22 protein-coding genes, 1 tRNA gene and 1 pseudogene are annotated in these 21249 nt (G+C 68.4%); 8 read left to right on the forward strand and 16 right to left on the reverse strand.

Annotated features, from left to right (window positions below; all coding sequences use genetic code 11):
- Together RTM68_RS09285 and RTM68_RS09290 are read left to right on the forward strand one after the other, a co-directional pair.
- Window positions 1–700: pseudogene (locus RTM68_RS09285) on the forward strand (hypothetical protein); the annotation flags it as partial.
- A gap of 39 nt (window positions 701–739) precedes the next feature.
- A complete protein-coding gene (locus tag RTM68_RS09290; protein ID WP_312170289.1) occupies window positions 740–1837 on the forward strand; it encodes a DUF2510 domain-containing protein in 1098 nt (365 codons plus the stop codon).
- A 30-nt stretch (window positions 1838–1867) separates the two neighbouring features.
- On the opposite strand, the gene prfB is transcribed toward RTM68_RS09290, so the two are convergent.
- Window positions 1868–2977, reverse strand: coding sequence for a peptide chain release factor 2 (gene prfB, locus RTM68_RS09295; RefSeq protein WP_194765500.1), 1110 nt, complete (start codon window positions 2975–2977; stop codon window positions 1868–1870).
- 126 nt (window positions 2978–3103) lie between these two features.
- On the opposite strand from prfB, the gene RTM68_RS09300 reads away from it, so the two are divergent.
- Entirely contained in the window at window positions 3104–4333 is a 1230-nt protein-coding gene (locus RTM68_RS09300) for an MFS transporter (RefSeq protein WP_312170320.1), read from the forward strand.
- A complete protein-coding gene (locus RTM68_RS09305) occupies window positions 4330–4878 on the forward strand; it encodes an NUDIX domain-containing protein (protein ID WP_312170291.1) in 549 nt (182 codons plus the stop codon). The genes RTM68_RS09300 and RTM68_RS09305 overlap by 4 nt, the downstream gene beginning before the upstream one ends.
- A gap of 9 nt (window positions 4879–4887) precedes the next feature.
- Here the strand turns inward: RTM68_RS09305 and RTM68_RS09310 are convergent, their stop codons facing one another.
- The 7 genes from RTM68_RS09310 to RTM68_RS09340 are packed head-to-tail and all read right to left on the reverse strand — an operon-like array spanning window position 4888 to window position 9358.
- Window positions 4888–5268 (reverse strand): hypothetical protein, encoded by a 381-nt coding sequence (locus RTM68_RS09310; RefSeq protein WP_312170292.1) that lies wholly within the window; start codon window positions 5266–5268, stop codon window positions 4888–4890.
- Window positions 5269–5300: 32 nt separating this feature from the next.
- Complete coding sequence (locus RTM68_RS09315; protein WP_312170294.1) at window positions 5301–5732, reverse strand: TadE family protein; 432 nt, start codon at window positions 5730–5732, stop codon at window positions 5301–5303.
- The gene (locus tag RTM68_RS09320; protein ID WP_312170295.1) at window positions 5725–6105 is read right to left on the reverse strand and encodes a TadE/TadG family type IV pilus assembly protein; all 381 of its coding nucleotides are present in this window, start codon (window positions 6103–6105) and stop codon (window positions 5725–5727) included. Before RTM68_RS09320 ends, RTM68_RS09315 begins: the two co-directional genes overlap by 8 nt.
- Before the next feature lie 57 nt (window positions 6106–6162).
- Entirely contained in the window at window positions 6163–6360 is a 198-nt protein-coding gene (locus RTM68_RS09325; protein WP_312170297.1) for a hypothetical protein, read from the reverse strand.
- 24 nt (window positions 6361–6384) lie between these two features.
- Window positions 6385–7323, reverse strand: coding sequence for a type II secretion system F family protein (locus RTM68_RS09330; RefSeq protein ID WP_312170299.1), 939 nt, complete (start codon window positions 7321–7323; stop codon window positions 6385–6387).
- A complete protein-coding gene (locus tag RTM68_RS09335) occupies window positions 7320–8177 on the reverse strand; it encodes a type II secretion system F family protein (protein WP_312170301.1) in 858 nt (285 codons plus the stop codon). The genes RTM68_RS09330 and RTM68_RS09335 overlap by 4 nt, the downstream gene beginning before the upstream one ends.
- A complete protein-coding gene (locus RTM68_RS09340; protein WP_312170303.1) occupies window positions 8174–9358 on the reverse strand; it encodes an ATPase, T2SS/T4P/T4SS family in 1185 nt (394 codons plus the stop codon). The genes RTM68_RS09335 and RTM68_RS09340 overlap by 4 nt, the downstream gene beginning before the upstream one ends.
- Before the next feature lie 120 nt (window positions 9359–9478).
- Between RTM68_RS09340 and RTM68_RS09345 the strand changes: the two genes are divergently transcribed.
- Together RTM68_RS09345 and RTM68_RS09350 are read left to right on the forward strand one after the other, a co-directional pair.
- Window positions 9479–9560, forward strand: a tRNA-Leu gene (locus RTM68_RS09345).
- Window positions 9561–9626: 66 nt separating this feature from the next.
- Window positions 9627–10397 carry a DedA family protein gene (locus RTM68_RS09350; RefSeq protein WP_194765493.1) on the forward strand — a complete coding sequence of 257 codons (771 nt, stop codon included), beginning with the start codon at window positions 9627–9629 and terminating at the stop codon, window positions 10395–10397.
- A gap of 31 nt (window positions 10398–10428) precedes the next feature.
- Here the strand turns inward: RTM68_RS09350 and RTM68_RS09355 are convergent, their stop codons facing one another.
- Window positions 10429–11283, reverse strand: coding sequence for a Ku protein (locus RTM68_RS09355; RefSeq protein WP_312170305.1), 855 nt, complete (start codon window positions 11281–11283; stop codon window positions 10429–10431).
- A gap of 58 nt (window positions 11284–11341) precedes the next feature.
- On the opposite strand from RTM68_RS09355, the gene ligD reads away from it, so the two are divergent.
- Window positions 11342–13306 (forward strand): non-homologous end-joining DNA ligase, encoded by a 1965-nt coding sequence (ligD, locus tag RTM68_RS09360; protein ID WP_312170306.1) that lies wholly within the window; start codon window positions 11342–11344, stop codon window positions 13304–13306.
- A 4-nt stretch (window positions 13307–13310) separates the two neighbouring features.
- Here ligD and RTM68_RS09365 read toward each other — a convergent pair whose 3' ends face one another.
- The 4 genes from RTM68_RS09365 to murI form a co-directional block, all read right to left on the reverse strand.
- A complete protein-coding gene (locus RTM68_RS09365) occupies window positions 13311–14231 on the reverse strand; it encodes a cation diffusion facilitator family transporter (RefSeq protein WP_312170308.1) in 921 nt (306 codons plus the stop codon).
- A 96-nt stretch (window positions 14232–14327) separates the two neighbouring features.
- The gene (rdgB, locus tag RTM68_RS09370; RefSeq protein ID WP_312170310.1) at window positions 14328–14921 is read right to left on the reverse strand and encodes an RdgB/HAM1 family non-canonical purine NTP pyrophosphatase; all 594 of its coding nucleotides are present in this window, start codon (window positions 14919–14921) and stop codon (window positions 14328–14330) included.
- Entirely contained in the window at window positions 14921–15655 is a 735-nt protein-coding gene (gene rph, locus RTM68_RS09375) for a ribonuclease PH (protein ID WP_194765488.1), read from the reverse strand. The genes rdgB and rph overlap by 1 nt, the downstream gene beginning before the upstream one ends.
- Window positions 15656–15704: 49 nt before the next feature.
- The gene (gene murI, locus RTM68_RS09380) at window positions 15705–16538 is read right to left on the reverse strand and encodes a glutamate racemase (protein WP_194765487.1); all 834 of its coding nucleotides are present in this window, start codon (window positions 16536–16538) and stop codon (window positions 15705–15707) included.
- A 75-nt stretch (window positions 16539–16613) separates the two neighbouring features.
- Between murI and RTM68_RS09385 the strand changes: the two genes are divergently transcribed.
- Entirely contained in the window at window positions 16614–17939 is a 1326-nt protein-coding gene (locus tag RTM68_RS09385; protein WP_312170311.1) for a nicotinate phosphoribosyltransferase, read from the forward strand.
- 47 nt (window positions 17940–17986) lie between these two features.
- On the opposite strand, the gene RTM68_RS09390 is transcribed toward RTM68_RS09385, so the two are convergent.
- From RTM68_RS09390 to RTM68_RS09400, 3 genes are all read right to left on the reverse strand, one after another.
- Window positions 17987–18253: a DUF3039 domain-containing protein gene (locus RTM68_RS09390; RefSeq protein ID WP_028503536.1), complete on the reverse strand. Its 267-nt coding sequence runs from the start codon at window positions 18251–18253 to the stop codon at window positions 17987–17989.
- A gap of 41 nt (window positions 18254–18294) precedes the next feature.
- On the reverse strand, window positions 18295–19857 hold the full coding sequence (locus RTM68_RS09395) for a hypothetical protein (protein ID WP_312170318.1): 1563 nt from the start codon (window positions 19855–19857) through the stop codon (window positions 18295–18297).
- Window positions 19833–21249 (reverse strand): ATP-binding cassette domain-containing protein (locus RTM68_RS09400; RefSeq protein ID WP_396654218.1); only part of this gene is annotated, 1417 nt, incomplete at its 5' end. The genes RTM68_RS09400 and RTM68_RS09395, both read right to left, overlap by 25 nt.

Here is a 21249-nt window from a genome sequence, read left to right on the forward strand (position 1 = left end):
CGGACTCGGAACCATCCTCTCGTGCATCCCCTTCACCGTCGGTTTCGGCTGGATCCTCTTGGGCGCGGGCTTCATCGTGTCGCTGATCTCGCTGTTCCTCAAAGGCCGGAAGTGGCCCGGCATCTCGGGGCTCATCCTCTCGTTCGTGGGCGCGATCATCGCCGTCGTCATGGCGATCTTCTTCGTGGGGGCGGCACTCTCCGAGGCCATCAGAGACCTACCCACCCCTCCTCCGGCGAGCGAATCCGACACGGAATCGACCCCGCCGCCGAGCACAGAGCCCGATGAGGACTCCTCGACTGTGCAGGTCGAAGAGGGATCGATCGGCGACACCGTGACGCTCCGCTGGCTCGGCGGCACCGGCGAGGTGACCGTCACCGGAGCCACGTGGTCGACCGACGATGGCTCAGGGGTCCCCTCGACGAACGGCGGTTATCTCACCGTCGAGACGACCTGGACGGGGATCGACGGCACCACGCCGGCGAATCCCCTCTTCACCGCTCTCGAGACAGCTGACGGCACCGAGGGCCAGCTCGACTTCTTCGTCACGGGCGCACCCAATGAACTGCTCGAATCCGGGCAGACCGTCAGCGGCCCCATCGCATTCGACATCGCGCAGAGCGACTCGTACGTTCTCGTGATCACGGATGAGGCCGCCCGCGAGATCGCGCGGATCTCGATCGTCCCGACCGCAGGCTGAGCCAGGCGTTCGGGTGACGAGCACAGAACGGAGTCGACGATGACGACGCCCGCAGGATGGTACGACGACGGCTCCGGTCGGCTCCGGTGGTGGGATGGCTCGGCCTGGACCGAGCACACGATGGATGCGGTTCCGCCGTCACCGGCGCAGACGACTCCGCATGAGTCTGTCGTGGAGCCCGGCTCGAGCGCGGGCATCACCCCATCCTCCGGCTCCGGCTCCGGCTCAGAACCCGAGATCCCGACGTTCACCCCTCCCTACGCTGCACAGGAATCAGCCCCGTGGGCGACACCCGCGACAGCCGCATCTCAGCCTGCCGCTCCGACCGGTGGGCACGTCGCATCCGCTGCCTCCTACCCGGGTGCGCCTGCGACGGCGGCCGCCGTCCCCCTCGATCCCTACGCTCCACGCCCCGCCGCCGCGAAGCGGCGCACCTCCGTGCTCGCCATCATCGGGCTGACGCTGGCGGCGCTCGGTGTCGCCCTGTCGTGCATCCCGGCGATCGCTTTCATCGGCTGGATCCTCCTCGGAGTCGGCTTCGTGACGTCGCTCGTGTCACTCTTCCTCCCGGGCGCGAAATGGGCCGGCATCGCCGGTCTGGCCGTGGGCGTGCTCGGTGCGGTGCTCGCTCTCGCGGTCGCGCTGCTCACCTTCGCAGCGGCGGAGTCGCCTGCCGATGAGCCGGCACCGGCAGCGACCGAGAAGCCGGTGCCGTCGGACGAGCCTTCGCGCGAGCCGTCGCCGTCGGCGGAAGCGACACCTCCGCCCGGCGCAGAGACCGTCACTTTCGACGAGCTCGCTGTCGGCCAGTGCATCCCGTTCATGGAGTGGGGCGACGAGGTGTACGAGCTCCCGATCGTGCCGTGTGATCAGCCGCACACCGACGAGGTGTACTACATCTTCGACGCCGATGACGGCGACTACCCGGGCGACGACGCCCTGCAGACTCTCGCGACAGAACGGTGCGACACGGCGTTCGCCGAGTATGTGGGCATCCCCTACAAGGATTCCGCGCTCGACAACTACTGGTTCGTCCCCACCGAGGCGTCGTGGAACCGCCTCGACGATCGCACGATCCAGTGCATCGTCTACAGCAACGACGAGGTCACGGAGTCGTTCCAGGGGTCCGCTCGCTGAGAGGGTCCCGCTCGCTGAGAGCGGTGCGGCTCAGTCCTCTTCTTTGCGCTTGCGCCAGCGGATGCCCGCGGAGATGAATCCGTCGAGGTCGCCGTCGAAGACCGCTGCGGGGTTGCCCGACTCGTGTCCGGTGCGCAGATCCTTGACGAGCTGCTGGCCGTAGAGGAAGTACGAGCGCATCTGGTCGCCCCAGCTCGCCGTGATGTTTCCGGCGAGTTCCTTCTTCTTCGCGGCCTCTTCCTCCTTCTGCAGCAGGAGAAGCCGGGTCTGGAGCACGCGCATCGCGGCGGCGCGGTTCTGGATCTGCGACTTCTCGTTCTGCATCGAGACGACGATGCCCGTCGGAAGGTGCGTGAGGCGCACCGCGGAGTCGGTCGTGTTGACCGACTGACCGCCCGGGCCCGAGGAACGGAAGACGTCGACGCGGATGTCGCTCTCGGGGATGTCGACCTCGGTCGCCTCCTCCATGAGCGGGATGACCTCGACGGCGGCGAACGACGTCTGACGCTTGTCGGCGGAGCCGAACGGGCTGATGCGGGCGAGGCGATGCGTGCCGGCCTCGACCGAGACCGTGCCGAACGCGTACGGCGCGTCGATCTCGAACGTCGCCGACTTGATGCCCGCGCCCTCGGCATACGAGGTGTCCAGAACCTTCACCGGGTACTTGTGACGCTCAGCCCAGCGCAGGTACATGCGCATGAGCATCTCGGCGAAATCGGTGGCGTCATCGCCGCCGGCACCCGAGCGGATCGTGATGATGGCCGAGCGCTCGTCGTACTCGCCATCCATGAGCGTCTGGACCTCGAGCTGGTTGATGATCTCGGTCAGGGCCGTGAGTTCGTTCCGCGCCTCGATGGCGGAGTCCTCATCGCCCATCTCGTTCGCCAGGTCGATGAGGACCTCGAGGTCGTCGAGTCGCTGGCCGATGCCCTCGACACGAGCGAGCGCCGACTGCCGGTGACTCAGCGCGCTGGTCACCTTCTGCGCGTGATCGGTGTCATCCCAGAGATCGGGCGCACCGGCCTCTTCGCTGAGTCGGGCGATATCGGAGCGGAGCGCATCGACATCGACGACCTCGCGGATGTCACCGTAGGTGACTCGGAGGGCCTGGATGTCGGCGGAGAGATCGAGTTCGAGCATGTCGCGTCCAGCCTAACGTGCCGCCTGTACCGGCGGGGACCCTTCGTCGGGCTCGGACACCCCGCGCGACGGAGTAGCGTGAAACGAGTGAACACTGCATCCACGGTCCTGAAGCGATTCGGGCCGATGGTGTACCTCCCCACGGTGCTGTTCTCGCTCGGCGAGGGCGCGGTGATTCCGCTGATCCCCGTGATCGCTGCCGAGATGGGCGCCGACGTCGCCTTCGCGGCCCTGGTCGCCTCGGCTCTCGTCGTGGGTCAGCTGTGCGGCAACGTCCCTGCGGGATGGGCGGTGTCACGCATCGGCGAGCGTTTCACCATGGTCATCGCCGGCACGGTGGCGATCGCCGCCGGAATCGGCATGGTGTTCGCCCCGTCTCTCACCGTGCTCGCGGCATCCGTCTTCCTCCTCGGCTTCTGCGCGGCAGCCTTCGGCCTCGCCCGTCACGCGTTCATGACGACCAGAGTCCCCCTCGCCTTCCGCGCCCGCGCTCTGTCGCTCCTGGGCGGCAGCTTCCGCCTCGGCGTCTTCATCGGCCCCTTCGTCGCCGCAGGGCTGCTGCAGCTGTTCGGTTCCGAGATCGCCGCGATCTGGTTCTTCCTGGGCTGCCTGATCGTGATGGTGCTTCTCGTGCTGTTCGGCCCCGACCCCGAGAAGACCGTCCCGGCGGCGACCGCGATCCGCACCGCTGCCCTCTCCGACGACTCCGGTGAGGTCGTCACGGGGTCGATTCCGATAGCGGCGCGCGCCGGGGTCTTCCGCACGATGTGGGTGCAGAGGAGCGTGCTCGGGCGGCTGGGTCTCGCGGCAGCATCGCTCTCCGCGGTGCGGTCGGCCCGTCAGGTCGTCCTGCCTCTGTGGGGGCTCTCCCTCGGCCTCGACTCTTCGACGATCGCCCTCGTGGTCGGGGTCTCGGGAGCCATCGACTTCGCCCTGTTCTACGCGAGCGGCCAGGTGATGGACCGGTTCGGCAGGCTGTGGGCGGCAATGCCGGCCATGCTGCTGATGGGTACCGGCTTCCTCGCACTGTCCGTCACGCACGACCTCGATGCCGCCGTGCTCTGGTTCGGCATGTTCGCGGCGGTCCTCGGGGTCGGCAACGGCCTGTCGAGCGGCATCCTGCTGACCCTCGGCGCCGACGTCGCACCGAAGACGGAACCTGCTGCGTTTCTCGGCTCGTGGCGCACGCTCACGGATGCCGGCGGCGCGATCGCCCCGCTGCTCGTCTCCGGCATCATCGCCGTCGCCTCGCTCCCTGTCGCTGCCGCCGCGATGGGCGTGATCGGAATCGTCGGAGCAGGCGGATTCCTGCGATGGATCCCCCGGTTCGTCCCGCGGGCGAAGGAGGAGCAGTGACCACGCTGGGCGCGGACATGCGAGCCCTGGTCGCCGGCTACTCTCCCCGGTCTGCGCGCGACCGCATGGAGCTTGCGGACTTCACCCGCCATTTCTCGAACGATGCGGGTCCTGTCTCTCGGGGAGACGGCCCCAACCACGCCACGGCGTCGGCGTTCGTGTTCGATCCCTCTCTCACGCAGATCGCGCTGGTGTTCCACGGCAAGGGGCGGTTCTGGGTGCAACCGGGCGGTCACCTCGAAGACGACTCCTCGATCGTCGACGCGGCGCTGCGCGAGCTCGCGGAGGAGACGGGACTCATTGCGACGCATCCGGCGTCACCGCTCGTCTACGACCTCGACCACCACTCGCTGTCGAACGCCTTCGGACGCTGCGCCTCGCACCTCGACGTCGGGGTCGGTCTGGTCGTCCCGATGGAATCGCCACTCACCGTGAGCGACGAGTCCGGCGATGTGCGGTGGTGGCCCGTCGACGCGCTCCCGCACGATGTGCCGGCGGGCTTCGACATGCGAGTGCGCGCCATGCTCGACCGCATGGTCGCCTGATTCCCACGCTCACCGCACTGCCGTGCGACTCGTGCCGGTCGCCTGCAGGTCGACTCCGTCGGGGATGAACAGCGACAGCAGGGGAGGATGCCACGGCGAAGCGATCGTCACCCGCGCCGAGACCCCTTCTGCGGCGGCGGAGACGAGCGTCACCGCCTCGGGCGCCACATCGATCACCGCTGCCGCCTGCTCCCGAACCCGCTGATCCGTGAGCTCGGCGAGAACCGTGGAGCCGTCGACGATGAGCGTGAATCCGTTGGCTCCGGCGAGCGCCGCGGCATCCGCAAGGTCGTCGAGACGCTTCTGCGCGATGTAGAGATCCGTCGCACACACGCAGACGAAGGTGAGCGCGAGGGCGAGCAGTGCGTAACCGAGCGTGAGGAGCAGCACGCTTCCCTCATCGTCACGTCGGTCCCGACCGCTCACTGCTCGCCCCAGGTGCGCGACATCTTCTGCACGGAGGATCCCTCGACGGTGATCGTCGCGGCATTCTCCAGACCGAAGACGGCGGGGATCAGCGGAAGCGACACATCCGCAGTGACCGTGAGCGTGGCGGTCTCTCCTGCCCGCGGACACTCTTCTCCCTCTCCAGGGCACGTCAGCGACATCTCGAGCGACCCGGCGTCGAGGCCGTACTGCTCGACCACGCTCGCGAGCACCTGCTCGCCACGCGTCTCTGCCGCCTCTGCGCTCGGCGCCACGGCGATCGCACGCATCGTGTGCCGGGCGGCGGCCTCGACACCGAGCGTCTGCTCCTGAATCGCCCCCAGCGCGACGATCAGGTACACCAGCGGGACCAGCAGAATGACCCCCACGGCGATGAACTCCAGGGCAGCAGAGCCCTCGTCATCCATCTCCGAACGTCTCCTTCGGCGCAGCCGCCTCGACGGTGAGAGAGCGAGGCAACCCGAGCAGACCGATCACAGGAAGAGGCGCAGTGATCGTGACTCGCACGGTGGGCTGACCGAGCATCGACTCCCCGACGACGGTGATGTCGTCGGCATAGGTCGCGCCGACGGCGCGGGTGATCACCGCCCGCGCGCGCTCGGCGCCCTCCGCCAGTGTCGTGTCCGCGAGCGCGGCGAAGTGCGCACCCTCGACTGCAGCGTCATGCACGACGTTCCGGACGTACACCACGAGAGCGAGCTGCATCACTGCGAGCGTCAGCACGGTGAGGAGAGTGCCGACCAGGATGAACTCGACGGGGCTCGAACCTCGGTCGTCCACGGGCCGCCGTGGACGACCGAGGTCGATCACCGCTCCGTGGTGCCCGCACCTCACAGGTCAGATCCCGGAGACACGCGCGATGGCCTGTTCGAACAGCTCGCTCAACGCCGGTCCTGCCACCGCCCAGATCAGAACGACGAGCCCTGCCGTCATGAGTGTGACGAGCACCCACCCGGGCACGTCGCCGGCGTCGTCGTCCGCGAGGTCTCGCATCCACCCGGCGGCAGCCGCCCACCGGCGTCGAAGAAGGGTCATGGAGATCGTCCTTTCGTTGAGCGCTCAGCCGATGCCGAGTCGCAGGATGAACAGTCCGGGATAGATCGCGAAGAGCACGGACAGCGGCAGGATGAGGAAGACGAGCGGCAGGAGCATCAGGATCTCCTTGCGACCCGCCTGTTCGATCAGCACACGCTTCGCGTCTTCCCGAGCGTCGCCGGCCTGCGCGTGCAGGACGGCGGCGAGCGGTGCGCCGTGTTCGAGCGCGGCGATCACCTGGTCGACCGCCCGTGTCAGGCCGGGAAGCTGCAGACGGATCGCGAGATCGCCGAGGGCGTCGGCGAGTGACGACCCGGTGCCGACGGCGACGACCACTGCACGCAGTTCGATGGTGAGCGCCCCAGAGCCGACCGACGCGACGCGTCGGAGAGAATCGAGGAACCCCTCTCCCGCCGACAGGCAGAGGGCGAGGAACTCGAGCGTCGTGGGCAGCTCGTCCGTCAGACGTCCTCGTCGAATGGACACGCGCGCGCTGAGTTGCGTCTCATAGGCGGCTGCGGCGCCCGCACCCGCCAGCAGCGGCAGCAGCGACACCGGGGCGGTCATCCGACCGGTGAGCACGAGGACGATGAGGGCCGCCGCCCCGGCTCCGATGCCGGCGACGCCCCACCCCAGCTGGCGACCGCGGAAGGTCGCGGCATCCATGCCGATTCCCGCCTGAGCCAGCCTGTGCTGCAGCGCCTCCCGACTCCCCATGACACGACCGAACGCCTCCTGCACCCGCATCCAGGGCGACGTGCTGCCCGCGGGAAGCACCGGCGCCGCAGGCAGCACGCCGGGCGGCAGGTCGGCATCGGACACGACATCGCGCACGTAGGGGCCGATACGGCGCGCGAGAGAGAGTGCGCCCCACCGCGGCAGCGCGCTGATGATGCACAGCACTCCTGCGGCCAGCACACCCCCGATGAGCATCGACAGCGAAAGTGCGGAGAACGCGTTCATCCGAACCACCTGCCCGGTTCCGGCAATCGTCCTATCCGGATCATCACTCGATAGGCGACGACCGAGACGAACGCGCCGAGGCAGATGACCATCATCCCCTCCGGAGTCCCGTACGCCTCGGCACCCTCGGGCCTCATCACCAGCAGAGCCAGAATCACCCAGGGTGCGACGGCGCCGAGCACCGCGGCACCGCGAATCCACGACTGGCGCGCTTCGACCTCACCTCGCAGAGCCGCATCTGCGCGCACGGAGGCTGACAGCGCACGCAGCACCCCGCTGAGCTCGGTGCCGCCGACCTGTCGAGCCATACGCAACGTCTCGATAATCCGATCGGCAATCGGATCGGCCAAGGCGGCCTTCAGTCGATCCAGGCTCGACTCGAAGCGTCCCGTGGCACGAAGATCTCGCGCGAAGGAGGCGAACGCGGGGCGCATCATCGCAGGAGCGGACTCGGCGAGACCGGCCACGGCGTCGGGCAGCGATATCCCCACACGGATCGAGGCGATCAGCAGATCGCACACATCAGGCCATACCTGGCGACGCGTCTTGCGCAGGCGCAGTCGGCGGGCACGGAGAGCGATCACGGGAGCCGCGCCTCCGGCGACGGATGCGAGCGCTGCCAGAACCGGGATGGAGGTCAGAAGCCAGGCCGCGGATGCCGCACAGAGTGCCGCCGCGAGCATGGTGATCACGAGCGATCGAGGTCGCACCGCCCCGAGTCCCGCCTCCTCGAGAGTCCGGGCGAGCGGACCACGACGAGGCGCCTGCGGCACCCCCGGCCGCTGTGGCCACAGCCACGGCGACACCGCCAGAAGGAGTCCGGCGGCGAGCGTCGCGCCGAGCAGCACGGTCATGCGCGCGCCTCGCCCCGGCGCCACGCGGTACCCAGACTCGCGGCCTGACCGTCGCGCGCATACACGGACCGCGAGACGATGCGCCCGTCGATCACGGCACCGGTCGGGGCGATCACCTCTGCGATCCGCCGCGCGCCGTCGTCGTCGCGCACGCAGTGCACGACGAGATCGACCGATCCCGCGATCGCCGGCGCGACGAACGACCGGTCGATGTTCCGTCCCGCGAGCAGCGGAAGCAGCGCGAGCTTGTCGAGCGCCTCGGACGCGGAATTGGCGTGGACCGTCGCCGCCCCAGGCACACCGGTGTTGAGAGCGAGCACGAGATCCAGCGCCTCGGCATCGCGCACCTCCCCCACGACCAGCCGATCGGGCCGCATGCGCAGAGCTTCCTTCACCAGCCGGCGAAGAGTGATCTCTCCCGAGCCCTCGAGACTCGCCTGCCGCCCCTGCAGTGAGACGACGTCCGGCCCGTCGACCGCGAGCTCGAAGGTCTCCTCGACGGTGACGATCCGCTGGGCGTCGGAACACGCGGCGAGCAGCGCGCCGAGGACCGTGGTCTTTCCTGCGTGCGTGGCCCCTGACACGATGACGCTCGCTCCGTCGCGCATCGCGCATCGCAGCGTCTCCGCGACATGATGCGGCAGAGTCCCCGCCGCGACGAGCGCCTCGAGGGATCGGAACCGGGGCAGGAACTTGCGGATGTTGACGGCCCACGAGCCGCGCACCACATCGGCGATCGCCACGTGCAGACGCGACCCGTCCGGCAGCGAGGCATCGACGAACGGCTGGCTGATGTCTACGCGTCTCCCGGTCGACTGCAGCATCCGCTCGACGAGGTCCCGCAGCGTCGCCTCGGTCAGTCGCAGATCGACCCTGTGGGCGATCCCACCGCGAGCGATGTGCACGTTCTCGGGGCCGTTGAGCCAGATCTCCTCGATCTCGGGGTCGTCCAGCAGCGACTGCAGCGCCCCGAAGCCGCTCACCGCCGCCAGCACGTCGCGCACGCACGCGGCCTCGTCATCGATCATCGCCTCGCCCCGAGCGAGCGCGACGTCATTGAACCGACGCACCTCGGCGAGCGCGAGCGTGCGAGCAGCACCGGCATCGAGGGTGGGGTCGGTGCCATCGCGGCGCAGACGTTGCCGCACGCGTTCGGAGACGAGGACGGCAGGCAGGATCACCCGAGCATCCTCGCAACAATCGGTTCCCGGTCGCCCGAGTTATCCACAGAGCACGATCCGGGCTGCGCGGCGGATCCTCAGCAACGCGTGATCCCCCGGTAAGTAGACTTATCTCACCGCGCGGGAGTGGTGAAATTGGCAGACACGCAGGATTTAGGTTCCTGTGCCCCAGGGCGTGTGGGTTCAAGTCCCACCTTCCGCACCGATCAGTCGCATCCCCCGCGACCGACGTCTGTACCGCCGCACACCTCACTACGACGGGAAACCCATGCATCACGCCGCTCTCATCCCCTGGCTCGATCCGGCGACCATCATCGGATCAGCCGGGCCGTGGGCACTGCTCGTGGTGTGCTTCATCGTCTTCGCGGAGACGGGCCTTCTGGTGGGCTTCCTGCTGCCGGGCGACACCCTGCTCGTGATCTCCGGCCTGCTGTCGCACCCGATCGCCGGCTCCGAGCACGGCGTCTTCGGCATCAACGTGTGGATCGTCGCCCTGCTGATCGGCCTCGCGGCGTTCGTCGGCGGTGAAGTCGGGTATCTGATCGGCCACAAGGGCGGCCCTGCGGTCTTCGAACGCAAGGAATCGGGCCTCTTCAGCAAGAAGAACGTCGAACGAACGAACGCGTTCTTCGAGCGCTTCGGCGGCATCACCGTCATCCTCGCCCGCTTCGTGCCGATCGTGCGCACCTTCGCTCCCGTCGCCGCCGGCGTCGGCCACATGCCGTGGCGCCGCTACACGCTCTACAACCTCATCGGCGCGATCCTGTGGGGCTTCGGCCTCACGATGTTCGGCTACGCCATCGGGTTCATCCCCCCGGTCGCGCACTTCGTCGAGAGCTACATCGACCTGATCCTGCTCGCCGCCGTCGGCGGCACCGCCCTCGTCACCCTCTGGCACTACCTGTCGGAGCGTCACAAGGCGAAGAAGGAAGCCCTCGCCGGTGAGGGTGAGACCGACGCCGCGGAAGCCGAGGAACTCGCGCTCGACCCCGAGGTCTTCGACCGCGCTCCCGACTTCGACGGAGACGGCAAGCACTGATCTCGAACGACGGCGAAAGCGGGCTGAGGACTCAGCCCGCTTTCTTCTTGCTCGGGCTCTTCTTCGTGCTCGCCTTGGTCTCGGACGACTCCGAGCGCGCAGCCTTCGTCCGTGCCACGCTCGCGCGCAGCGCTTCCATCAGGTCGATGACCTCGCCGCTCTTCTCATCACCCTCGGTCTCACCGAAGGTCTCCGACACGTCGAAGGTGTCGCCCGCCTCGATCTTGGCGTCGATCAGGGTGCGCAGCTCCTTCTGATATTCGTCGACGAACGACTCCGGGTCGAAGTCGGCCGAGTAGCTGTCGACGAGGGATGCCGAGAGTTCGAGCTCCTTCTTCGAGATCCGCACGTCCTCATCGAGCACCGGGAACTCTGCTTCGCGCACCTCGTCCGCCCACAGGAGCGTCTGCAACACCAGCACCTTCCCCCGCACGCGCAGCGCCGCGAGCCGCGTCTTCTGGCGAAGCGTGAAGCGCACGATCGCGGTGCGGTCGGTCTGCTCCAACGTCTTGCGCAGCAGCACGTAGGCCTTGGGCGACTTCGAGTCGGGTTCGAGGTAATACGGTTTGTCGAGCGTCAGCAGGTCGACCTGATCCGACGGCACGAACTCGACGACGTCGATCTCACGGCTCTTCTCGGCGGGCACCGCCGCGAGGTCGTCTTTCGTGAGCACGACCGTCTGCCCCTCCTCGACATACGCACGATCGATGTCGGCGTAGGCGACGGTCTCGCCGCACACCTCGCATGTGCGCTGATACCGGATGCGTCCGCCGTCCTTCTCGTGCACCTGGTGCAGCGGCACATCGTGGTCCTCCGTGGCGGAGTACACCTTGACCGGCACGTTCACGAGGCCGAAGGTCAGCGCGCCCTTCCAGATCGTTCTCATGCCCCCAGTGAACACCAGCCGCGCCGGTCGCGGCCAGTACCTTGACTACGCTGGCGTCATGGCTCCGGAGGCGCAGACTGTGCAGATCGAGGGCCGCCGCCTGCGCGTCACCAACCTCGACAAGGTCGTGTACCCCGAAACCGGCACGACCAAGGGCGAGATCATCGCGTACTACACGGCGATCGCACCCCACCTCCTCCCCCTGCTCGACGGCCGACCGGTCACCCGAAAGCGCTGGGTCGAGGGTGTGGGAACCACCGAGCATCCCGCCGATGCGTTCTTCACCAAACAGCTCGAACCGGGCGCTCCGACCTGGATCCCGCGACACGGGATCCGTCACTCCGACGGGCCGAAGGAGTATCCGCTGGTCGAAGACGTGCCGACGCTCGTGTGGCTCGCGCAGGTCGCCGCGATCGAGCTGCACGTGCCACAGTGGCGGTTCGCGCCGGACGGACTTCCGGGCAGGCCCGACCGCCTCGTGCTCGACCTCGACCCCGGCCCCGGCGTCGGACTCGCCCAGTGCGCGGAGGTCGCCCGGATCGCCCGCAGTCTGCTGAGCGACATCGGCCTCGACCCCGTCCCCGTGACGAGCGGGAGCAAGGGAATACACCTGTACGCGGCGCTGCCCGGTCAGCAGACCAGCGACGAGATCTCCGCCATCGTGAAGGAGATCGCACGCCTCATCGAGACCGAGCACCCCGACCTCGCCACCAGCACCATGGCGAAGGCGGCTCGCGGCGGCAAGGTCTTCCTCGATTGGAGCCAGAACAACGGCAAGAAGACGACGATCTCGCCGTACTCGATGCGGGGGCGGGCGCAGCCGTGGGTGGCAGCTCCTCGCACGTGGGACGAACTGGACGACCCCGATCTGGCGCAGCTCGACTTCGCGACCGTGCTGCAACGGGCAGAGTCAGGGCTCGACCCCATGGCCTCGCTGCGCACCGAACACGCTCCGCGGGTGCAGTCGACGCATCCTTCGGCACCCACCGATGAGTCACCGACGGGGCGCAGCGACTCGCCGAGGCACCGAACCCGGATCTCTGCCGCAGCGAACTCCTCGGCATCCGTATCCCCCATGCTCGCCGAGAACGGCACTCCCGCGATCGCCCGCAGTCTCAGCACTCCGTCCTGGGTCGAGGTCAAGTGGGACGGCATCCGCGCGATCGGCACGTGGGCGGACGGGCGGATGCTGCTGCACGCCCGCAGCGGTACCGACATCACCGGCCGGTACCCGGAGCTCACCGCAGACGGCGCACCGTTCCTGCCCGTCGCCGATGCCATCCTCGACGGGGAGATCGTCGCCTTCGACAGGCAGGGCCGACCGAGCTTCTCGTTGCTGCAGAACCGGATGCATCTCACGCGGCCGCGCGAGATCGAACGAGAGGTCGTGCGCACACCGATCGTGTACATGGTCTTCGATCTGCTGCGCCTCGACGGGCACGACCTCAGCTCGATGCCCCTGTCGCAGCGGCGCACGCTGCTCGAGGAGGTCGTCTCCGACCTCGACGCGCCGGTGCAGGTGCCGCCCGTGTTCGATGACGTCGACGCCGCTCTGGCCGCGAGCGACGAGTTCGGCCTCGAGGGCGTGGTCGTGAAGGATCCCGCGTCCCGCTATCGCGCAGGCCAGCGCTCCACCGCCTGGCTCAAGCTCAAGCTCACCCGGATGCAGGAGGTCGTGATCGTCGGCATCCGGCCGGGCAAGGGCGACCGCGAGGGCACGTTCGGCTCCCTGCTGCTCGCGGTGCCGGAGTCCGGCCGCCTGCGCTACGTCGGGCGCGTGGGGACCGGCTTCACCGACCGGATGCTGCGCGACCTGCTCGCACGCCTCGCGCCGTTGCGCGTCGAGTCCGCGCCGCTCGACGGAGTGCCCGCTCTCGACGCCTCCGACGCGCTGTGGGTCGAGCCGGAACTGGTCGGCGAGGTCGAGTTCGCGAACTGGACCCCCGACGGCGTCCTCCGCCACTCCCGTTGGCGGGGCCTCCGCCCCGACAAGTCCCCCGATGAGGTCGTCGTCGAGAGCTGACCCGTCAGGCGTGATGCGGTTCGCAGTCCGACTGCTCGGCCGGTTCGATCTGGAAGGTCGAATGCTCCACGTCGAAGTGGTGCGCGAGGCACGACTGCAGATCGCTCAGCAGCTTCGCCGAGCGACCGTCGGCGAGGAGCGCGGGTTCGACGCTGACGTGCGCGCTGAAGACGGGCGCGCCGCGGGTCAGCTGCCACACGTGCACGTCGTGCACTCCGACGACCCCGTCGTAGTCGAGCAGGTGCTGACGGATGTCGCTGACCGCGGTTCCGGCGGGCGCCGACTCGGAGAGCACCGAGAACACCTCGCGCAGCAGCGCGATGGCCCGCGGGATGATCAGCAGGGCGATCATGATCGACGCGAGCGCATCCGCCGGCATCCATCCCGTCGTCACGATCACGACCGCCGCGATGATCACCATCGCCGAACCGATCAGGTCACCCATCACCTCGAGGTACGCACCTCGCACGTTGATGCTCGTGCGCTGAGCACGGCTCAGCAGCCACATCGAGATCGCGTTCGCCACCAGGCCCACGATCGCGACGACGAGCATCAGCCCTCCGACGACCTCGGTCTCGCCCGGGTTCAGCAGCCGCCCGACGGCTTCGATACCGACCCATCCGGCGAGCAGGATCAGGATGATCGCGTTGATCAGCGCCCCGAACACCTCGGCACGCTGATAGCCGAACGTGCGACGGTCATCGGCGGGTCGCGCGGCGACGGCCGCGGCGATCAGAGCGATCACCAGCGCCGACGCATCGGTGAACATGTGGGCGGCGTCAGCCAGCAGCGCGAGCGACCCGGTGAGGATCGCGCCCACGACCTGCACGACCATGATGGTCGCGGTCAGGCTCAGCGAGATCGCCAGAAGGCGGCGATGACTCGCAGAGCGGATGCCGCCGGCGGCCGGCGCGTGATCGTGCATGCCTCCAGGCTAGACCGACGACATGGCCGCTCGGCCGGTCTGCGCGCAGTCGGGAATGGTGATGATTCTCAGTTGGCGATCAGCGGCCGAGGCCCCTCACAGGATGGCGAGCAACGGCAGCAGTTCCGCGAACGCGCGGGCGCGATGCGACTGGGCCTGCTTCTCGTCGGCGGTGAAGTCGCCCACCGTGCGCTCCTCCCCTGACGGCTGGCCGTCGGGGATGAAGATCGGGTCGTAGCCGAACCCGCCGCCACCGGACGCCGACGGGGCGAGCCGCCCGGGCCAGTTCCCGACGACCACGTGCTCCGCACCCTCCGGGGTCACCAGCGCGATGGTCGAGGTGAAATGAGCGGTGCGATGCGGATCTGCGATGTCGCGCAGCTGGTCGAGCAGCAGCTCGAGGTTGGCCGCGGCATCCTTCTTCTGTCCCGCCCAGTAGGCCGAGAACACCCCTGGGGACCCACCGAGCACGTCGACACAGATGCCGGAGTCGTCGGCGAGTGCCGGGAGTCCCGTGTGCTGCGAGGCTGCACGCGCTTTGATGAGGGCGTTCTCGGCGAAGGTCACCCCGTCTTCGACCGGCTCCGGACCGTCGTATCCGACGACCTCGAGATCGGGACGCGTCGACGCGACGATCTGCTGGAACTCCGCGACCTTGTGCGGATTGTGCGTGGCGAGGACGACCTTCATCAGCCGGCGAGCGCCTTCAGCTGCTCGTCCTTCAGGTCGGCGCAGCCGGCGACGCCCAGTTCGAGCAGCGCGTCGAGCTCGCGCTTGTCGAACGGTGCACCCTCAGCGGTTCCCTGCACCTCGACGAAGAGCCCGCGGCCGGTCACGACGATGTTCATGTCGGTCTCGGCCCGGACGTCCTCGACATATGCGAGATCGAGCATGGGCTCGCCGTCGATGATCCCCACGGACACGGCGGCGACCGAATCGAGGAGCGGCGTCGCGTTCTTGCCGATGAACTTCTTCTCCCGGCCCCACTCGATCGCGTCGGCCAGCGCGACATAGGCCCCGGTGATCGCCGCGGTACGCGTGCCGCCGTCGGCCTGCAGGACATCGCAGTCGATCACGATGGTGTTCTCGCCGAGCGCCTTGGTGTCGACGACGGCGCGGAGGGCGCGACCGATCAGGCGAGAGATCTCATGCGTGCGCCCGCCGATGCGTCCCTTGACGCTCTCACGGTCGTTGCGACTGTTCGTCGCACGGGGAAGCATCGAGTACTCGGCGGTCACCCATCCCTTGCCCTTGCCGGTGAGCCAACGCGGCACACCGTTGGTGAACGACGCGGTGCAGAGCACCTTGGTGCCGCCGAAGCTGATCAGGGCGGATCCCTCGGCATGGCTGCTCCAGCCGCGCTCGATCGTGATCTCGCGGAGTTGGTCGGTGCTGCGGCCGTCGGCCCGGACGATGCTGGTCATGGGTTTCCTTCGGTGGGGGTGGAAGAAGCAGGTGGATGCTGCGGTGGAGTCAGAGCCCGGAGGCGTGCTCAGGCAGGGTGATGACACCGGTCTGCACGAGCTGCACGTCGCGCACCTCCCGGCCCATCAGACGGTTGGCGAGGGCGGTGAACTCGGTGGTCGAGTCGCCCGTCGCCTCGTACACGTACGAGGCGGTCGCGTCGGGGGAAGCGAGGAGGTCGCCGCGGACCAACTGACGATAGACGTCTCCCGCGGTCTCGTCATCGCTCGAGACGAGCGTGACACCCTCCCCCATCACGTAGCTGATGGCGCCGCGGAGGAACGGGTAATGCGTGCATCCGAGCACCAGGGTGTCGACATCGGCGTTCCGCAGCGGCGCGAGGTACTCCTCGGCCGTGGCGAGCACTTCGGGAGTGCCGGTGATGCCGCCCTCGACGAACTCCACGAAACGCGGACATGCGGCAGTGAAGACCTCGAGCCGCTCATTCACCTCGAGCATGTCCTGATAGGCGCGGGAGCCGATCGTCCCGACGGTTCCGATGACGCCCACTCGACCGTTGCGGGTGGTGGAGACCGCGCGGCGCACCGCCGGGCCGATCACCTCGACCACCGGCACGTCATAGCGCTCACGCGCATCACGGAGCATCGCAGCGGATGCCGTGTTGCACGCGATCACGAGCATCTTGACGCCCTGATCGACCAGCGTGTCGAGAACCTCGAGGCTGTAGCGACGCACGTCGGCGATGGGTTTCGGGCCGTACGGCGAATGCGCCGTGTCGCCGATGTAGACGAACGATTCCCGGGGCAGCTGGGCTCTGATGGCCCGGGCCACCGTGAGTCCGCCGACACCGGAGTCGAAGATTCCGATCGGGGCGTCGTTCATGACTCCCCAGCCTACCCGCGTACACCCGGCGTCACGCCCAGCAACCCGAGCGGGTGTCGTCACTAAGCTGAGCGCATGACGACGTCCACGGCGCTGCTCACCGATCGCTACGAACTCACCATGCTCGCTGCGGCGCTGCGTGACGGCACGGCGTCGCGACCGAGTGTGTTCGAGCTCTTCTCCCGGCGCCTCTCCGGAGGGCGCCGATTCGGCGTCGTCGCCGGCACCGGCCGTCTGCTGTCGCTGCTGCGGGAGTTCCGTTTCGGCGATGGGGAGCTGCGGTTCCTGCGCGACAACGACATCGTCGATGCCGAGTCGCTGACCTATCTCGAGAACTACCGCTTCACGGGTTCGATCCGCGGCTACCGAGAGGGAGAACTGTACTTTCCGGGTTCCCCCATCCTGACCGTCGAGGGCAGCTTCGCCGACGCCGTGGTGCTCGAGACGCTGGCGCTCAGCGTGCTCAACCACGCCTCCGCCGTCGCCACCGCCGCCTCACGCATGAGCATCGCCGCGGGCGAACGCCCACTCGCCGAGATGGGCTCTCGCCGCGCCGCCGAGCGGTCGGCCGTGGCCGCCGCACGCGCGGCGTACATCGCCGGCTTCGGCGCGACCAGTAACCTCGAAGCCGGGCGCCGCTGGGGCATCCCCACGATGGGCACCGCGGCGCACTCGTGGACGCTGCTGCACGAGACAGAGGAGGAAGCGTTCCGTTCGCAGATCGACAGCCTCGGCACCGACACGACCCTGCTCGTCGACACGTACGACATCCGCGCCGGCGTCGAGACGGCCATCCGGGTCGCGGGCACCGGTCTGGGAGGCGTGCGCATCGACTCCGGCGACCTGCCGATCGTCGCCGGCGAGGTTCGCGCCCTGCTGGACGAACTGGGGGCGACCGCCACGCGCATCACGGTGACGAGCGATCTCGACGAGTACGCCATCGCGGCACTCGCGGCCTCTCCCGTCGATGCGTACGGCGTCGGAACGTCGGTCGTGACCGGCTCCGGATATCCCACGGCGAGCATGGTCTACAAGCTCGTGGCGCGCCAGGATCCCAGCGGTGCCTGGGTGGGCGTCGCGAAGGCCTCAGCCGACAAGGCGTCGCAGGGCGGACGCAAGGCCGCGTTCCGGACTCTGGTCGACGGAGTCGCCGATTCCGAGACGGTGGTCGTGTCCGACGGCTTCGAAGAACTCGACAGCCCCGCGGAGCATCCCGACGGACGAGCACTGCAGACCGTCTTCGTGGAGGCCGGCGAGATCGACGCGTCGTTCGAGGGCCCGCAGGGCACCGCGTCGGCCCGGGCACATCATCTGAAGGTCAGAGAGGAGCTCCCTGTGCGGGCGCTCGCTCTCAGCAAGTCGGATCCGGCCATCCCGACAGTCTTCGTCGACGTGCGCTGACGGAACGGTTCGCCCGCATCATCGATGCGGGCGTCATCGAGCGGGCGTCAGCCAACCATCGACTCGTAGATCTCCTTGCACGTGGGGCAGATCGGGAACTTCTCGGGGTCGCGTCCCGGCGTCCACTTCTTGCCGCACAGCGCACGCACCGGCTTGCCGGTGATCGCCGATTCGAGGATCTTGTCCTTCTTGACGTAGTGAGAGAAACGCTCATGGTCGCCCGGCTCGAGGTTCTCCTCCCGGAGAAGCTCTTCCAGTTCGCGATCAAGCGTTGCCACGCCGCCCTGATCGGGGCTGTCCAGCGGAGTACTCATCCCGTGAGTCTAGCCGTGCGACGGGCCCGTCGGGGCGGTGCTCAGGCCGTCTCGACGAACTCCATCAGTCTCTCGCCTCCGCGCTCGAAGACCCGCCCGCCGATGCCCACTCCGATCGCGGCCACCCCGAGCCCGGTCGCGAGTCCTGCCCAGAACGTCGCGGGCGCGTACGCGGATCCTTCCGCGATCGTCAGCGCGAGCAGCCATCCGGTGGGGATGCTGACGATCAGCGCTCCGAGGAACGCCGCCGCCGGACCGTAGACGCCCCGGGAGGTCGGACGCTGCGGCTGCTGGAACGGGCTGTCGCCCGGACGCGACACGGCATACGGCGCGAGAGCGGAGACGATGCTCGAGAAACCGAGCGCCGAGAACAGAAGACTTGCGGCGAGCCCTGTGAGAGGAAGCAGGAGCCGCCAATCGTCGATCCACAGAAGAGTGAGCGGCACCGCGATGGCGAGCACCGGGACCGCGACGAGAAGTACGGGCACGAGGCGTCCCAGCCGGTCGGGAATGCCGCGGACGCCACTCGCGACGTGGGTCCACAGAGCGGTCGAGTCGTAGGCGACGTCGTTGTGCGGAAGCCAGCCGAAGAACAGCGCCATGACCGGAACCGGCACCAGCGCGGCGACCTCGAGAGGCACTCCCGCGACCAGAAGCGGGAGCACCGTCAGCGCTCCCGCGACGGGCACGACGATGAGGTTCATGATGTAGCGGCGATCGCGCAGCCAGTAGACGAGGCTGCGTGCGGCGATGGCGCCGAAGGCGTTCGACGGCAACAGACCGAACCAACCGAGCCCTGTGCGCTCGCGCGAGGCGAGGGGGCGCTCGGTGGTGGTGAGCAGGCGTCGGACGAGCCAGCTCCAGAGGACCCACAGGAACACGGCCGTCGCGACCGCGATCACTCCGCTGATCCATGCCCCGGCATCGTCGGTCGCGACGGCGAAGACGAACCAGGACGGAGCGGCGAGGGGCGTGAGCCCGACGGTTCCGGTGAGTGCGGCGACGGCCGCCGGGACCTCTCCGTCCCACTTCAATGAGGCCAGAAAGACCGCGACGGGGAAGGCGATGACGATCAGCGCGAGCGCGAAGATCGCCGTGAGCTCGCGTGACCGGCGCTCCGGCAGCAGCAGGGCGTTCACCGCCATGCCGATGCGTGACGCGAGCAGCGTCGACAGAACCGCCAGCGCCGTCATCAGCACGGCGAGGGGCCACGGGGCGCCCAGGCGGATAGCGACGATGCAGACGCTCACCTGCACCGAGACCACGGCCGCGCTCGGCACGCTGACGAACGAGGCCAGAGCGAGGATCCACGGCATCTGCCGTTCATCGACCCCGAAGACGGCGAAGCGCCGTGGGTCGAGCTGGTCGGTGGCGCCGACGAGCACCGGCCCCACCAGGAATCCGAGCAGCAGTGCGCCGCTTCCCAGCACGATCACGGTGCGCGCGACCGCGATCGGCGCATCATCGAGGCTGAGGACCGCTGAGCACACCACCACGGTGATCGCGACGACGAGGGCGAGCGTGACCAGGGTGCGCACCCGACGTTCGCCGCGAAGCGCACCGATCAGGAGCGCTGCCCTCAGTCGGAGAACGTGTGCAGCCACTCGAGCCCCTCCACCTCTCCGATGCCGCCGGAGAGCTCGACGAAGCGCGCTTCGAGCGTCTGGCCTGCGCGCACCTCGTCGATCGTCCCCTCGGCGAGGACGTCGCCGCCCACGATGATCGCGACTCGCGAGCAGACGCGCTCCACGAGATCCATACCGTGGCTCGACAGGATCACGGTGCCGCCGTGCGCGACGTATGCGCGCAGGATGTCGAGGATCACCGCCGACGACACGGGGTCCACTGCTTCGAAAGGCTCGTCGAGGACAAGCACGCGAGGCGAGTGGATCATCGCTCCGGCGAGCATGATCTTCTTCGTCATTCCCGCCGAGTAGTCGGACACGACGCGGTTCAGCGCATCGCCGAGGTCGAAGGCACGAGCGAGGTCGCCGACGCGCTTCTCGATGACATCGGAGGCCAGGCCGCGAAGAAGCCCGTAGTAGTGGAGCAGCTGGCGTCCCGTGAGCCGATCGAAGGTGCGCAGGCGATCGGGAAGGACCCCCATCATGCGCTTCGCGGCGAGCGGCTTCGACTTCTGATCGACACCGCAGATCACCACGTCGCCTCGGTCCGCCCGCAACAGCCCCGCGACGATCGAGAGAGTCGTGGTCTTTCCTGCGCCGTTGGGGCCGACGATCCCGTAGAACGAACCGGCGGGCACAGTGAGGTCGATCCCGTTGACGGCCGTGTGATCGCCGAAGGTCTTCACCAGCCCGCGGATGCGAATGGCCTCGGCGCCGGACGCCGACGCGACGTCATCGCGCGGGCCGGCCCCCTCATCGACGGAGGAATCGACCTCGACGTGCTCGTGGACGAGCGGAACGAAGACGTCGGTCGTGTCGTCACTCTCGACGACCTCGTCATCGATGTCGTGCCCGATCTCGGGCTCCGTGACCACAGGTCCGTCACCGGCCGTGTCGTCGACGAGTGGCTCTTCGACGGGTACCTCCTCGACGGATGCCTCTTCGACGGATGCCTCTTCGACGGATGCCTGTTCGACGGATTCCTCAGCGACCGGCGCCTCCTCGACTGTGGCCTCCGCGATCGGGGCCTCTTCGAGAGGCACCTCAGCGACCGCCGCCTGCTCGAGGGGCGCTCCTTCGCCAGGGAACTCCGGCGCTGCCTTCTCCTCTGCAGGAGCCTTCTCGACAGGCGTCTCCTCCACCGAGATCGCGGCAGGATCGGCGAGCTCGTGCGGGTCCACGCCCGTGATGTCGACTGCAGATGCGTCGACCTCCGCGGCTACGGCCTGCTCCTTCGCGACTCTCGCCGCCTCAGCCTTCGCTACCTTCGTCGCCGCGGCCTTGGCCGCAGCGGTCTTGGCCGCAGCGCTGCGAGCCGATGCCGTGCGTGCCGTGGTCTTGGCCGCAGCGTTCCGCTCGGTCGCAGCCTTC

This window comes from Microbacterium sp., from assembly GCF_031988965.1.
GTDB lineage: Bacteria > Actinomycetota > Actinomycetes > Actinomycetales > Microbacteriaceae > Microbacterium.